The organism is Promicromonospora sp. MS192 (assembly GCF_049532985.1).
Taxonomy (GTDB): domain Bacteria; phylum Actinomycetota; class Actinomycetes; order Actinomycetales; family Cellulomonadaceae; genus Promicromonospora.
Genome location: NZ_CP186693.1, coordinates 4,798,512 through 4,811,067 on the forward strand (window position 1 = coordinate 4,798,512; position 12,556 = coordinate 4,811,067).

A 12,556-nucleotide genomic window follows, 5' to 3' on the forward strand; every position below is an offset into this window, starting at 1 on the left:
GCGGCTGTGGTCGGATGCAGCCATGGCTCACCGGACAATTCAGGACGAGACGGTCGTGTTGGAGGAGCTGTCGGGACTCGTCTCCCTGACAGAGCTCACCAGCAGCCCGGACCAGGCGGGGGCCTACGCCGCCCTGCAGGCGCGGTGGGGACCCGTCGCCCCCGTCGAGATCGAGAGCGCCGGCGACCAGGTGGTACCGGGGTGGCTGGTCATGGGCCACCAGGAGAACTGCCACGTGATGCGCTCCGAGGCGCAGTTCGCCAAGGACCCGCGCACCTGGCGCTGGAACTCCGAGGACCTGCTGCCCACGGGTACCGCCATCGCCACCTTCGCTCCCGCGCAACCGCGTCCGGCATCGTTCCATCACGACGGCGAGGAGCGCCGCCGGCTGCGCACGCCGCTGGACGACGCGCTGGAGGCGCTCGACGAACGCCGCGTGCGCGACCAGACCAAGGACATGTGCGAGCGGATCATCGACCGGATGGGCGAGTCCGGGACCGTGGACCTGGTGCGCACGTACTGCCAGCCCGCCGGGTTCCTCGCGATGACCACGCTGCTCGGTTTCGACCTGGAGACGGGCGGCCGGCTCATGACCGACTCGGCGAAGGTCGTCGTCGGCGACGGGGAGGAGGTCGCCGCCGCGCAGGCACGGGTGGCCGGGACGATCCTCCAGCACATCCGCGAGCGCCGCGCCCACGGCGGCCGGGACCTGATCGCGCACCTCGCGGTGCACCGCAACTTCGCGGACGACGGGGAGATCGCGGCGAGCGCCGTGGTGCCGATGCATGCCGCGGCGATCTTCCTGACGGCGTGGATCACGCAGACGGTGCACCTGGTCCTGTCCGACCGCACGCTCGCCGCGCGCGTCGCGGGCGGACGGCTGACGCTGGACGGCGCCCTGGACGAGGTGCTGTGGCGGGAGTCGCCGATCGCGCAGTCGCCCGCGCTGCGGTTCGCGCGGAACGACGTCGAGCTGGGCGGGCGCCTGATCAGGAAGGGTGACGCCCTGGTGCTGTCGATCGCCGCGGCCAACGCCGATCCCGCCGTGCACAGCGACGACCCGTGGGACCAGGTGGACAACCGGGCCCACCTGTCCTGGGGCACGGGGCTGCACCGGTGCCCGGCGCCGCGGCAGGCCCGGCTGATCGCGGGCGTCGCCGTGGACGAGCTCCTGCGGAACATGGACGTGACGCTGCACGTGCCCGACGAGGGCCTGCCGTGGGCGCCGTCGCCGTGGGTGCGGCACCCGGCACGGATGCCGGTCACGTACCGGCGGGCTACGGCGTACGGCGACGTCGACGGGTGAGCGCCTGCCGGTGAGCCCGGCGTGGTGGCCGGACGGCGACGCCCCTCAGCCCAGGACAGCCGGCAGCCGCACGGGGCCGTTGGCGACGAAGCCGGGGACCTGGCCGAGGTCGGCGTCCGGGTCGGCGAGCCGGAGGCCGGGGAACCGGTCGAACAGGGCGGGCAGGGCGATCTCGGCCTCCAGCCGGGCGAGCGGTTCGCCCGGGCAGTGATGGGCACCCGCGCCGAACGCGAGGTGGGTACGGTCCCGGCGTGCCGGGTCGAAGACGGCGGGCTCGTCGTGCAGGCCGGGATCCCGGCCCGGGGCTCCGAACGCCGCGATGATGGGGTCGCCCTTGGCGATGGGGACGCCGCCGAGCTCCAGGTCCTCGACCGCGAACCGCAGCGGGATGTAGACGACCGGCGGGGCCACGCGCAGGGTCTCGTCGATCACGTCCGCCCACGCCACCTCGCCCGCGCGGGCCGCGGTCAGGACGTGGGGGTGGGTGAGCAGGAGCCGTACGGCCGAGGCCAGGAGGTTCACGGTGGTCTCGTGGCCGGCGATCAGCGCGAGCTGTGCCGTGCCGGCCGCCTCGGCGGCGGGGAGCTCGGCGGCGAGCACGCTGGTCAGGTCCTCACCCGGCTGCTCGCGCTTGGCCTCGACGAGCTGGGTGATCAGCGCGCGCAGCGCCACCTGGGTCGAGAGCGCCTGCTCCGCCGTCGCGCTGGTGTCCATCAGGACGTCGGCGTACCGCCGCATGTCGCCGCGCTGGCCGTCGGGCACGCCGAGCAGGTCGCAGATGACCTCGATCGGGATGGGGTAGGCGAACTGCTCGCGCAGGTCGACGACGCCGCCGTCGGCGCCCGCGGCGGCGAGCAGGTCGAGGGCGCCGGTGGTCGCCGCCTCGATCCTGGGTCGCATGGCACGGGTGCGCCGTGCGGTGAAGGCCCGCGCCGCGACCTTGCGCAGGCGCCGGTGCTCGGCCCCGTACGAGTTGAACATCGACCTGCTGGTGACCCAGGTGAACAGGGGCCACTCGCGCGTGATCTCGCCGTTGACGAGGGCGGTCCAGTGCTGGTGGGAGTCCTTGGAGATCCGCGGGTCGACCAGCATCGGGCGCAGCAGGGCCAGGTCGGTCACGGCCCAGGCGGCCACGCCGCCCGGCAGCCCCACCCGGGTGACGGGGCCCTTGGCACGCAGCCGCGCCACCTCCTCCAGCGGCGCCCTGCCGGCAGCGTCCAGCACCAGGGTTTCCACGAGCTCTCCTCACGACGAACGACCGGTCGGGGAACAGTCTTTTCTGGGATGCCCGCTTTGTCCATGATGCCCGGTCGAATCGTCCGGGGGAGATCAGGGCACGGCGATGGTCCCGATCAGCACGCCGTCCTGCTCCACCAGCTCGAAGCCGATGCGCTGCAGCGAACGGCGAGCCGTGACGTTGCCCGGCGCCGACCGGGCAACCAGGCGCTCCGCGGCCATGGTCCGCGCCGCGGCGAGCGCCCAGTAGGCCACCTCGCCCGCGATGCCCTGCCCGCGAGAGGAGCGGCCCAGCCACAGACCCACCTCGCGCGCCCCGGGATCGCCGTCGACCAGGGCGAGCCGGGCGGCGCCCACGACCCTGCCGCCGGCCGTGACGGCCCACGTCACCTCGGGCACGGGGGCATCCAGGCTCACGCGGCACCGCCGGTGGTACTCCCGGAAGGCGCCCTTGCGCGGCTCGGTCCAGGCGGTGCGGGCCTCGGTCGCCGACTCACCCGCGGCGGGCGGCATCACCTCACCGGGCTGCGCCTCGGTCACGGCCACGGCGAGCAGGTCCTCGAGCACGTCCTCACCCACGGGGAGGAGGTCGACCATCATCTGCGACGTCACCTCGCGGATGATAGCCGCATGACGTGACATCCGTGGTTTGTGAAACTTTCAACCACCTGACCGGGAGTCAGGAGTCCCGGGCGTAGTCGACCTGGCCCAGGCCCAGCCAGGACGCGAGGCTCTCGATCTCGGCGTGCACGGCGTCCATGGTGGCCCCGTCGAACGGCAGGTCCTCGTGCACCGCGAACACGTCGAGCACTCCCCTCCTGCGGTCGGCCTTGGCGTCGAGCTTTCCGACGAACCGCTCCCCGTGCAGGATCGGCAGCGCGAAGTAGCCCCAGCGCCGCGCTGCCTTCGGCTTGTACATCTCCAGCGTGTACTCGAAGTCGAACAGGTCCAGGAGCCGGGTCCGGTCGGCGATCATCGCGTCGAACGGGGACAGCAGCGCGGTGCGCGGCTCGATCTCGTCGTCCGCGCGGTCCAGCAGCTCCGGGTCGACCCGCCACTGCCCGTCGACACCCTCCACCTCGACCACCTCGCCGGGCAGGTCCACCCACCAGGCACCGTCCCCCGAACGTCCCTGCACGCGCTTGCGCGCGATCCCCTCGGCCGCGAGCCGCCGCTCCACCCGCTCCGTGAGCGCCTGCTCGAACGGAACCGGATCGACCTGCGGGTACACGCGCTCGGCCAGGTCCCACAACCGCTGCCGGCCCTTGCGACCCACCATCGCGAGCTTGCCCTGCATGTTCAGCGCCTCGAGCATCTCGGCCACGCTGCGCCGGCTGCTCCAGCCCTCGGCGCCCCACGTGTACGGCACGCGTGCCGTGTCCGGCACGTCCTTGGCGAGCACCGGGCCCTCCGCCTCGACGAGCGCCAGCACCTCGCGCTCGAACCCGGCGTTGTCCGCGAGCCACTGCCGCATGGTCTCGTTCTGCGGCCACCGGGCCATCTGCTCCAGGTACAGCGGCAGGTCGCCCATGGACCGCACCGTGCCCCGGAGCTGGAACAGCATGCGGTCGGTGATCGCGTCGTCGACGGCGCCCACCCAGTACTCCCCGCCGAGCCGCGACCAGGCGACGAGGTCCACCGCTGGCGCCACGGCCGACGTCGGGTCCACGGCGAGGAAGGTGAGGTCCTCCACCAGGTGCACCAGGTCGACCGGACGGTGCGCGTCGAGCAGCTGGGCACGCAGCACGATGCGGCGTGCCTGCTGGACGGTGAGCCGGTGCGTGGCCATGCGGTGAGGATACGGAAGCACACCGACACACCGCGCCGGGTGACCCGCTCAACCTTTCGCCACCCCCGACCGTGAAGGAGGCATGAGCATGCCAATGGTCGCGGGGCGCTCGAGCCCCGACCCGGTCCACGGTCGCGAGGCGGCCCACGTGGCCGGCCCGTTCGACGTCGTGGTCGCCGGCGACAAGGAGGCGGAGTTCGCCGCCTTCATGTCCCGGTCCGCCCCGGCGCTGGCGCGCACCGCCTGGTTGCTGTGCGGCGACACGCACCAGGCCGAGGAACTGGTGCAGCAGGCCCTGATGAAGACGTACCTGGCCTGGCCCAAGGCCCGCAGCGGCGAACCGCTCGCCTACGCCCGGCGCGTCCTGGCGAACCTGCGGGTCGACGGCTGGCGCAGACGGCGCCGAGAGGTCCTCATGGCCGCGGACACCCTGCCGGAGCGGGCACAGGACGGCCGGAGCCCCGCCGACGTGCACGCCGAACGCGACCGGCTGGTCCGCGCACTCCGGCTGCTTCCCACCAAGCAGCGCCGGATCGTGGTGCTCCGGCACCTCGAGGGCCTGGCAGAGCGCGAGGTCGCCGACGCGCTCGGCGTCTCGGTCGGCACGGTCAAGTCCACGGCGTCCCGCGGCATCGTCCGCCTGCGCGAGATCCTGCGGGCCGACGGCACGGGCGACGCGGCCCCAGAGCACACGAACCACGAGAGGAGCGGGTCATGAACGACGAGGAGCAGTTCGCCGAGAACCTGCGGGCGCAGGTCGCGCGGGTCGCGCCGCGGATCGACGTCGACGTCGCACGCGTCGTCCCCGCCGCCCGGCGGCACCGGGCCGTCCGGGCGGGCGGCGTCGGGCTGGCCCTGGCGCTGACCCTCGGCGGCGGGGCCTGGGCGGCCACCACGCTGGAGCCGGGGACCGTCCTGCCCGGCGGCTCGACGACGATGCCGGTCGAGCCCTCGCCGTCGCCGACCGGGCCGCCCCGTACGTCGAGCGAGGGGGACCCGCTGCCCGAGCTGCCCACCTACCCGGCCCTGGAACCGGTGGTCCCGCCGCACGGCTGGCGTGAGGCGACCTACTTCCACGTCGTGACCCGAGGGGCACCCGGTCAGGCCGGCGCGGGGTCCGAGGCCGAGGCGCCACTGGGCAGCGAGCTCGGCAGCGAGAGCTGGTACGGCGACGGCGTCAGCTTCGAGCTCACCGCGCAGGGCCCGGCACTCATGCACCTCGGTGACCACATCAACATCGAGGGGCACGCCCGCAGCTACTCCTGGGCGGAGATGGCGGCGCTCCCGACCGAGCCGGACGCCCTGCACGACGCCCTGCTCGCCCACTACGACGACGTCGACGCGCCGTCGAGCCACGGCATGGAGCAGCTGCGAGACATCGCGGCCCGGCTGGCCACCCAGGCACCGGCCGCCCCGGAGCTGCGGGCCGCGGCGTGGGAGCTGCTCACCGACCTCGACGGCGTCGAGGTCGAGCAGGACGTCCGGGACTCGGAGGACCGCCGGGGCACTGCCGCCACGTACCAGTACGGCGACGACGACAGGACGCGGACCGTGATCTACGACGAGGCGCGCAACCTGCCGCTCGAGACACGGGACACGAAGCACGGCACGGACATCTACCTGACGACCGAGCTCACCCGCCTGCCCGACGCCGTGGCCGACAGCGCCATCGAGATCCCCGACCTCACGGCGATGACTCGCGAGGACGTCGAGGTCGTCTGCCTGCAGAAGCATCTCGCCTGTTCCTTCGAGGAACAGCGGTCGGACACCGTGCCCGACGGGACGGTCCTCTCCTCCGACCCGGCGCAGGGCGCGCTCGTCACCTGGGGCGCCCCCGTCACGATCGTGCTCTCCACCGGCCCCTGACCGACCGGCCACGCGGAGGCCCGCCACGGGCCCGGGCCGCGCGGGACGCTCCTCGTCTCCGCGTAGCCTGGGCCCGTGGCCCACGCCTACCGCACCAGCGCCCCTGTCGACGCGCCCGCCGCCGTCGTCTGGCAGGTCCTGTCCGACGTCGAGCGCATGCCCGCCTGGACGCGGTCCATGACGCGCGTGTCGATCCTCGACGGGACCCGGTTGGCCGTGGGCTCCCGGGTCGAGATCGAGCAGCCCGGCCTGCCCCGCGCGACGTGGGAGGTGGACGGCCTCACCGAGGGCCGCGGCTTCTCCTGGTCGAGCAGCACGCCCGGGGTGCGCACGGGCGCGGCCCACCTGATCGCCCCGGTGCCGGGCGAGGACGGCGAGACGTGCGAGGTGACGCTCGTGGTCGCCCAGAGCGGGATGCTCGCCGGGCTGACCAACCTCGCCCTCGGCTCCCGGATGCGCGAGCTGGTGGACACGGAGCTGGCCGGCCTGGTGGCCGAGTCGGAGCGCATAGTCCGCGAAAAGGACTGACACACCGCGCGCTACCGGCGTGTCACATCATTTCCTCCGGTGTTTCCGTACGCCTCCCAGAACGCCATTTCGCCACCAAGAATGACCCTTGAACTGCGAAAAGGCATTGAGGCGAAAAGTTACGCGCGTTTCGGACAGCTCGATACTTCACAACAACCGTTATCTGATCGAGACAAGGTGGGGACCCGTATGTAGCGTCGGATCCGTTGCGCCACCGGAGGCGCAGCCGCGGGCCCCATTCCCCAGACCGGTACGGGTCCGCGAAACCGGCGACTTGGAGAACTTCGGTGAGTACCACCGTCCGACGCGGTCGACACCGCGCCGTTCACGCTCCTAGCACTCCCCTGATGACCGTGACCCGTACGGCCGCCCGCTCGGGCGCGCTGATCGCGGCATCGTCCGGACTTCTCGCGACGGCCCTCGCACCCAGCGCACACGCCGTCGTGGGAGACGGTTCCCACCGCCTCGCGAGCGTCGACAAGACGGAGATCGCGACGGCACCCGCGGTGCAGGTCGCGACCGACGCGAAGCTGCGGATCGAGAGCAAGGCCGTCAAGGTCACGCCCGCCCCGGAGCCCGAGCCCGAGCCCGTCGTGGAGACCGCCGCGTACTCCGAGCCGGAGGCGGAGGCCGTGGCCCAGGAGGCCGAGCCGGCCACGCCGGACTACGCGTCCGACGGCTCCATCGGCGCCCAGGCCGTCGCGATCGCCCTGCAGTACATCGGCATCGCCTACACGTACGGCGGCGAGTCGCCCTCCTCCGGGTTCGACTGCTCCGGCCTGATCAAGTACGTGTACGCGCAGCTCGGCGTCGAGCTGCCGCACTCCTCGTCCTCGATGGTCTCGGCGGGCTACCAGGTCGCCTCACCCATCCCCGGCGACATCGTGTGGACCCAGGGCCACGTCTCGCTCTACGCGGGCGACGGCATGGTGGTCGAGGCCGCCAACTACGGCACCCCCGTGCGCCACACCGCCCAGTGGCAGGACTACGCGGTCTACATCCGCCCCTACTGACCGACCCCCCGGTGATGTCAGACGCCCAGGTCCCGCGCGGGACCTGGGCGTCTGACACGACCGGTGCGCGTCAGTACGCGACGGCGGCCGCCGCGTCGACGATGCCGTAGCCGTACAGCGGCGTCCACACACCGACCAGCCCCAGGAGCGGGTCGCGCGAGGTGTACAGGATGGCGCTCTCGACCTCGCGCATGCTCCGGCCCTGGCCGTACAGCAGCGCCGCGACACCCGCCACGTGCGGCGTCGCCATCGACGTGCCCGCGTACGAGTCGTAGCTGCCCGCACCGCACGTGCTCGACCCCGTGCCCACCGGCACCGTCGACCACACGTCGCCGTCGCATCCCGTGAGACCGCCCGAGCCACCCGGGGCCGAGACGCTCTTCAGGTCGAGCTTGATCGGGAGCTCCGAGTAGTAGGAGTGCACACGGGCCGAGTCCGTGGCCCCGACGCAGAGTGCGACGCTGGTGAACGCGGGGTCGCTGCAGAGCGGGGTCGACGAGTTGCCGGCCGCCGCCACCGTGAGCGCACCCTGCTGGCGCGCGTACGCGATGGCGTCGCGCATCAGGGTGTCGACGCCCAGGATCGTCAGCAGCTGCCCGCCCGGCGCGGTGCCCAGCGAGAGGTTGATGACGTCGGCGCCGTGGTCCGCGGCCCAGCGGATGCCGTCCGCGATGTCCTGGGACGAGCCGGAACCCGCCTCGAGCACCTTGACCGGGAGGACCTTGGCGCCCGGCGCCACGCCGGCGACGCCGATCCCGTTGTTCGCCGCGGCGGCGACGATGCCCGCCACGTGCGTCCCGTGCTCGTCCCCGTCGTTCTTCCCGTCCGGTCCCCGGTAGTCCCCGTTCCCGCAGGGGCGGACGTCGGCGCAGCCGGTGAAGGTGGCGCCGGGCAGGAGCTGCCCGGCAAGGTCGGGCTGCCTGAGGTCGACCCCGGTGTCGACCACCGCCACCACCGCGCCCTTGCCGGTGGAGACGGGCCAGGCGGCCTCCGCGTTGATCTGGTCCAGGCCCCACTGCTTGTCCCGCAACGGGTCGTTGGTGGCGGCCTGCGCACCCGGCGCCATGGCGACCAGCGCCGCCACGGCCAGTGCCGCGGAGGTGGCGGCGCCGACGAGTGACTTCCTGTTCATGTATGCCCCCATTGTTCGCACAGGGACTGGTTTGCCCCTGAACTGGGGCAAACCTAGGGCCAGCAGACCGGGATAGAACAGGGCAGTTCGGGCACCGCGGGTGAAATTTACCCAATCGCAATCAGTAGCGGCCGGGACCGCCGCGGCGTCGACGTCAGGCCCAGGCCTCCGTGAGCTCGGCCTCGTCCGACGCCTCCCGGGACAGCCTCAGCGCCGCGACGGCCGCCCCCAGCAGCAGGGCGACCACCCAGGCGCCGAGCTGGTGCCCCTCGGAGTCGATCGCCGCCGGTGCGATCTCACGCCAGACGATGCGCACGGCCAGCAGCGGGTCCTCGGTCAGCGGCGAGCCCGGCCAGATGTTCTCCTGCACGGCCAGGAGGGCCGGCCCGGCCGCCTGCAGCACCCAGACGGCACCGGCGGTGGGCAGCCACCCCAGCAGCTCGATGGGACGGCTGTCCACGGCGAGACCGAACGCGACTCCCAGCGCCACGGCCAGGATCCACCACGTGCCCACCGGCGACACCGGATGGCCCGGGACGAAGCCCCACACCCAGGCGTCGAGGAGCACCACCGGCAGCGCCAGGGCGAGGCCGCGCAGGGGGCCGGGACCGAGCCCTGCCAGCAGCCCCGCACCGAGGCCCACGACACCGGCCACGCCGGTGACGACGAGCATCCCGAGCGGTGCGGCGTCGTCGGGCAGGCCCTCGCGGGTGACGAGCCACCAGGAGGCGCTGCCCGCGGCCCCCATGGCGAGCAGGGTGCCGGCGATCGCGGCGCCCGCACCCGCGCCGGCGGACGCCGGGACACGCGCGGTGACACCCGCGAGGAGCCCGCCCATCAGGGCCATGACGACCAGGCCGACCACGCCGTCGTCGCCCTCGAACGGAAGCGGCAGAAAGCCGGCCGGCCCCGGCGCCACACCCTCGGCCAGGCCTGTGACCTGGTAGGAGACCTGCACGATCCACGGCAGGAAACCTCCGGCCCACCAGGCGAGTGCGCTGAGGGGAACGACCCACCAGGCGGAGATCCGATGCTCGCTGTCGCCCATGCCGCCGAACCGTAGCGGATCTATGTGATGTCGGTCATAACGCAGGAAGACCGAAACGGCGTAAATCTGCGCCTTCGTTGGGTCAGACCGTAATGCGTAACCCGATCGTGACTTTTTCGGTGAACGTGTGTACTTTGACTTCTGCTCCACCGCATCGGTGGGGCCGTGAGCCGGGCGCCGAATCCTGTCACCGGCTCATGACCAGACGTCGAGACAGGAGCGGGGGACCCACTTCCGGGCGACAGCACCATCGTCGCCCTCGGGGTGAAGCCGGACGGAAACCCCCCAGTAGCCGTGCGGCCGGGTGTGCACTCCTCACCCGAATCCGACAGCTGACCTCGCAGGCGGTACAGGAGACCTTAGGTGACGAACTCCACCCGCGGCCGGCATCGTGACAGCCGGCCCGCTCAGACACCGCTGACCATCCTCGCTCGTACCGCCACCGAGAACGCCGGCACCGTTGCCCGCCGTGGCGCCATCGCCGCCGCCGCCGGCGGCGTCCTCATCTCGACCATCGCCACCACCGCGCACGCGGCGCCCGCGATGGACCTGAAGACGGACGTCAAGACGGCCAAGCTGAACTCGACCGACCTGCAGTCCCTCACCGCCGTGGCGAAGCAGGCCGTGGCCGCAGCCCCCACCGTGACCGTCCCGGCCGACGCGAAGATGCCGATCGAGATGGAAGCCCTGGGTGCCACGGGTGCCGACGGCGAGAAGGGCGAGGGCCCCGCCGTCGTCTCCGTCGACGCACCGGACCCGATCCCGGTCGGCACGCAGGCCGTCAACATCGCCTTCAACTACCTGGGCATCACGTACGTCCTGGGCGGCGCCTCGCCGTCCGCGGGCTTCGACTGCTCGGGCCTCATCCAGTACGTGTACGCGCAGCTCGGCGTCTCGCTGCCGCACCAGTCCGGCGCGTTGCTCGGCTCCGGCTACCAGGTCACCTACCCGGAGCCCGGCGACATCGTCTGGACGCCCGGACACGTGGCCCTCTACGCGGGCGACGGCATGATCATCGAGGCCTGGGCCGCCGGCATGCCGGTCCGCTACACCGAGATGTGGCAGAACAGCCCGACCTTCATCCGCGTCGTCTGACGCACCGCTCGTGAGGCGCCGCCTCCGTACCGGGTCCCCGCCCGGTGCCGGAGGCGGCGCCTCACGCGTTCCCGCACCGCCACACCGGCGGGCCGGCTCATCCGGGCCAGGCGCAGTGCTCCCCGACGAAGTCGTAGAAGGCGGAGCGCGCGGCGTCCGGCATCGGCACGTAGACCGTGCGCTGCGGGACGCCGTCGACGCTGGCCGACACGGGAAGGAACGTGCCGCGCTTGTCCTCGGCCACGGCGTGCACGTCGCAGCGCGCGGGGACGACGGCGAGCACGACGGCGCCCGACCGCTGCCCCGCCAGGTCGCGTCCCACCCAGCCGGAGGCGCCGTCCGCCGGGTCGGGGTTGCTCATCAGGGTGGTGCCCGCGATCCGGTCGACGGTGACCGCGGGACCGCCGTCGACCGGCTCGATCCGGAGGGTGACCAGGGCGGTCAGCTCCCCGTCACGGGTCTCGACGCGCACCTCGTCGTCGACGGCGAGGCGCACGCCCGCCGCCACGGCGGCCACCGCGCAGTCCGCCTCGTGGTTGCGCGCCAGGTGGCCCACGGGGTCGCCCACGTCGTCGACGACGACCTCGGTGGGCGGTCCCGCGTCGTCCCCCTCGCCGAGGGCGAGCGTGATCGTGGCGGACGGCGTCCTGCTTGCCGTGGGGGACGGCTCCGGCCGCGGTGAGCCGGCCGGCGCGGGCGTGCTCGCCGGATCCGTGCAGCGCGCCTCGCCCAGCCCGACGTAGACGGCGCGCGTCGTCCCGGGACGCAGCACCAGCGTGCGCCCCTCCTTCGTGGGGTGGGACGGCCCGAAGCCGTCGGCACGCAACGCCCCGGACAGCAGCGTCAGGGTCTCGTCGGAGTCGTTGGTGACCTCGAGCCGGATCTCCCGCGTCGCGTACTGCTCACGCCCCTGCGCCACCGCGACGCCGAGGTGCCCGACCACGTCGTCGGGTACAGGGCCCCGGGTGGACGACGGCCCGGGGCCGCCGGACGTGCATGCGACGGCGGCCGCGCCGATCAGCGTCGCCAGGAGGACGACGGTGCCGGCGCGGCCGCGGTGCGTCGCGGTGCGAAGTCCTGCGATCAAGCGTTCTGACGCCGACCGAAGATCGCCTGGACGATCAGGATCACGATGATCGCGCCGATCACCGAGAACAGCCAGCTCTGCCACGACCAGAACGCGTCGAAGCTGATGTTGAAGATGAGCCCACCGAGCCAGCCGCCCAGCATGGCGCCGAGCACGCCGAGCAGCAGCGTGACCCAGAAACCGCCCGGCTGCTTGCCCGGGAGGATGATTCGGGCGATGACGCCCGCGATCAGGCCGAGGATGAGAAAGGCCCAGAAGCCCATGGCGTTTTCCTCCAGAGTGGTATGGCTTACGTGCGACTACCTCAGCACTGATCCCGCCGACTTGCCACCGGACCCGCCGAATCAGGTCTATATCGGGACATTACGCGCACCAGGTCGCGATACGTCAGCGGCTATAGTTCGGCCGGGCACGCGGCGGGCAAGGCCGGGGCAGGGGGCTCCGGGCACACGAGGA

The 12,556-nt window shown here is 72.7% G+C and carries 13 protein-coding genes and 1 riboswitch; of the genes, 6 read left to right on the forward strand and 7 right to left on the reverse strand.

Annotated features, from left to right (window positions below; genetic code table 11):
- Positions 1–22: 22 nt before the first annotated feature.
- The gene (locus tag ACO229_RS21400) at positions 23–1,306 is read left to right on the forward strand and encodes a cytochrome P450 (protein WP_397412368.1); all 1,284 of its coding nucleotides are present in this window, start codon (positions 23–25) and stop codon (positions 1,304–1,306) included.
- A gap of 45 nt (positions 1,307–1,351) precedes the next feature.
- On the opposite strand, the gene ACO229_RS21405 is transcribed toward ACO229_RS21400, so the two are convergent.
- From ACO229_RS21405 to ACO229_RS21415, 3 genes are all read right to left on the reverse strand, one after another.
- On the reverse strand, positions 1,352–2,542 hold the full coding sequence (locus ACO229_RS21405) for a cytochrome P450 family protein (RefSeq protein ID WP_423462736.1): 1,191 nt from the start codon (positions 2,540–2,542) through the stop codon (positions 1,352–1,354).
- A 93-nt stretch (positions 2,543–2,635) separates the two neighbouring features.
- On the reverse strand, positions 2,636–3,154 hold the full coding sequence (locus ACO229_RS21410) for a GNAT family N-acetyltransferase (protein WP_423462737.1): 519 nt from the start codon (positions 3,152–3,154) through the stop codon (positions 2,636–2,638).
- 67 nt (positions 3,155–3,221) lie between these two features.
- Positions 3,222–4,331, reverse strand: coding sequence for a DNA glycosylase AlkZ-like family protein (locus tag ACO229_RS21415; RefSeq protein ID WP_397412362.1), 1,110 nt, complete (start codon positions 4,329–4,331; stop codon positions 3,222–3,224).
- Between the two features lie 82 nt (positions 4,332–4,413).
- On the opposite strand from ACO229_RS21415, the gene ACO229_RS21420 reads away from it, so the two are divergent.
- The 4 genes from ACO229_RS21420 (at position 4,414) to ACO229_RS21435 (ending at position 7,738) form a co-directional block, all read left to right on the forward strand.
- Positions 4,414–5,049 (forward strand): SigE family RNA polymerase sigma factor, encoded by a 636-nt coding sequence (locus ACO229_RS21420; protein ID WP_397429310.1) that lies wholly within the window; start codon positions 4,414–4,416, stop codon positions 5,047–5,049.
- Positions 5,046–6,197, forward strand: a complete 1,152-nt coding sequence (locus tag ACO229_RS21425; RefSeq protein ID WP_423462738.1) for a PASTA domain-containing protein — start codon at positions 5,046–5,048, stop codon at positions 6,195–6,197. Before ACO229_RS21420 ends, ACO229_RS21425 begins: the two co-directional genes overlap by 4 nt.
- Positions 6,198–6,272: 75 nt before the next feature.
- Entirely contained in the window at positions 6,273–6,725 is a 453-nt protein-coding gene (locus tag ACO229_RS21430; protein ID WP_423462739.1) for an SRPBCC family protein, read from the forward strand.
- 347 nt (positions 6,726–7,072) lie between these two features.
- Positions 7,073–7,738: a C40 family peptidase gene (locus tag ACO229_RS21435; RefSeq protein ID WP_397429307.1), complete on the forward strand. Its 666-nt coding sequence runs from the start codon at positions 7,073–7,075 to the stop codon at positions 7,736–7,738.
- Between the two features lie 70 nt (positions 7,739–7,808).
- Here ACO229_RS21435 and ACO229_RS21440 read toward each other — a convergent pair whose 3' ends face one another.
- Positions 7,809–8,870: a S8 family serine peptidase gene (locus ACO229_RS21440; RefSeq protein WP_423462740.1), complete on the reverse strand. Its 1,062-nt coding sequence runs from the start codon at positions 8,868–8,870 to the stop codon at positions 7,809–7,811.
- 154 nt (positions 8,871–9,024) lie between these two features.
- Positions 9,025–9,918, reverse strand: coding sequence for a hypothetical protein (locus ACO229_RS21445; RefSeq protein ID WP_423462741.1), 894 nt, complete (start codon positions 9,916–9,918; stop codon positions 9,025–9,027).
- 196 nt (positions 9,919–10,114) lie between these two features.
- Positions 10,115–10,280, forward strand: a riboswitch (cyclic di-AMP (ydaO/yuaA leader).
- 1 nt (position 10,281) lies between these two features.
- On the opposite strand from ACO229_RS21445, the gene ACO229_RS21450 reads away from it, so the two are divergent.
- A complete protein-coding gene (locus tag ACO229_RS21450) occupies positions 10,282–11,013 on the forward strand; it encodes a C40 family peptidase (protein WP_397412350.1) in 732 nt (243 codons plus the stop codon).
- A 97-nt stretch (positions 11,014–11,110) separates the two neighbouring features.
- Here the strand turns inward: ACO229_RS21450 and ACO229_RS21455 are convergent, their stop codons facing one another.
- Both ACO229_RS21455 and ACO229_RS21460 read right to left on the reverse strand, forming a co-directional pair.
- Complete coding sequence (locus tag ACO229_RS21455; RefSeq protein ID WP_397429303.1) at positions 11,111–12,100, reverse strand: hypothetical protein; 990 nt, start codon at positions 12,098–12,100, stop codon at positions 11,111–11,113.
- On the reverse strand, positions 12,097–12,363 hold the full coding sequence (locus tag ACO229_RS21460; protein ID WP_397412346.1) for a GlsB/YeaQ/YmgE family stress response membrane protein: 267 nt from the start codon (positions 12,361–12,363) through the stop codon (positions 12,097–12,099). The genes ACO229_RS21455 and ACO229_RS21460 overlap by 4 nt, the downstream gene beginning before the upstream one ends.
- Positions 12,364–12,556: the final 193 nt, after the last annotated feature.

Excerpts from the sequence above, each read along its gene's own strand:
- ACO229_RS21400 (WP_397412368.1), top strand. The coding sequence starts at position 23 with ATGGCTCACCGGACAATTCAGGACGAGACGGTCGTGTTGGAGGAGCTG.
- ACO229_RS21415 (WP_397412362.1), bottom strand. The coding sequence starts at position 4,331 with ATGGCCACGCACCGGCTCACCGTCCAGCAGGCACGCCGCATCGTGCTG.
- ACO229_RS21420 (WP_397429310.1), top strand. The coding sequence starts at position 4,414 with ATGAGCATGCCAATGGTCGCGGGGCGCTCGAGCCCCGACCCGGTCCAC.
- ACO229_RS21425 (WP_423462738.1), top strand. The coding sequence starts at position 5,046 with ATGAACGACGAGGAGCAGTTCGCCGAGAACCTGCGGGCGCAGGTCGCG.
- ACO229_RS21435 (WP_397429307.1), top strand. The coding sequence starts at position 7,073 with ATGACCGTGACCCGTACGGCCGCCCGCTCGGGCGCGCTGATCGCGGCA.
- ACO229_RS21440 (WP_423462740.1), bottom strand. The coding sequence starts at position 8,870 with ATGAACAGGAAGTCACTCGTCGGCGCCGCCACCTCCGCGGCACTGGCC.
- ACO229_RS21445 (WP_423462741.1), bottom strand. The coding sequence starts at position 9,918 with ATGGGCGACAGCGAGCATCGGATCTCCGCCTGGTGGGTCGTTCCCCTC.
- ACO229_RS21460 (WP_397412346.1), bottom strand. The coding sequence starts at position 12,363 with ATGGGCTTCTGGGCCTTTCTCATCCTCGGCCTGATCGCGGGCGTCATC.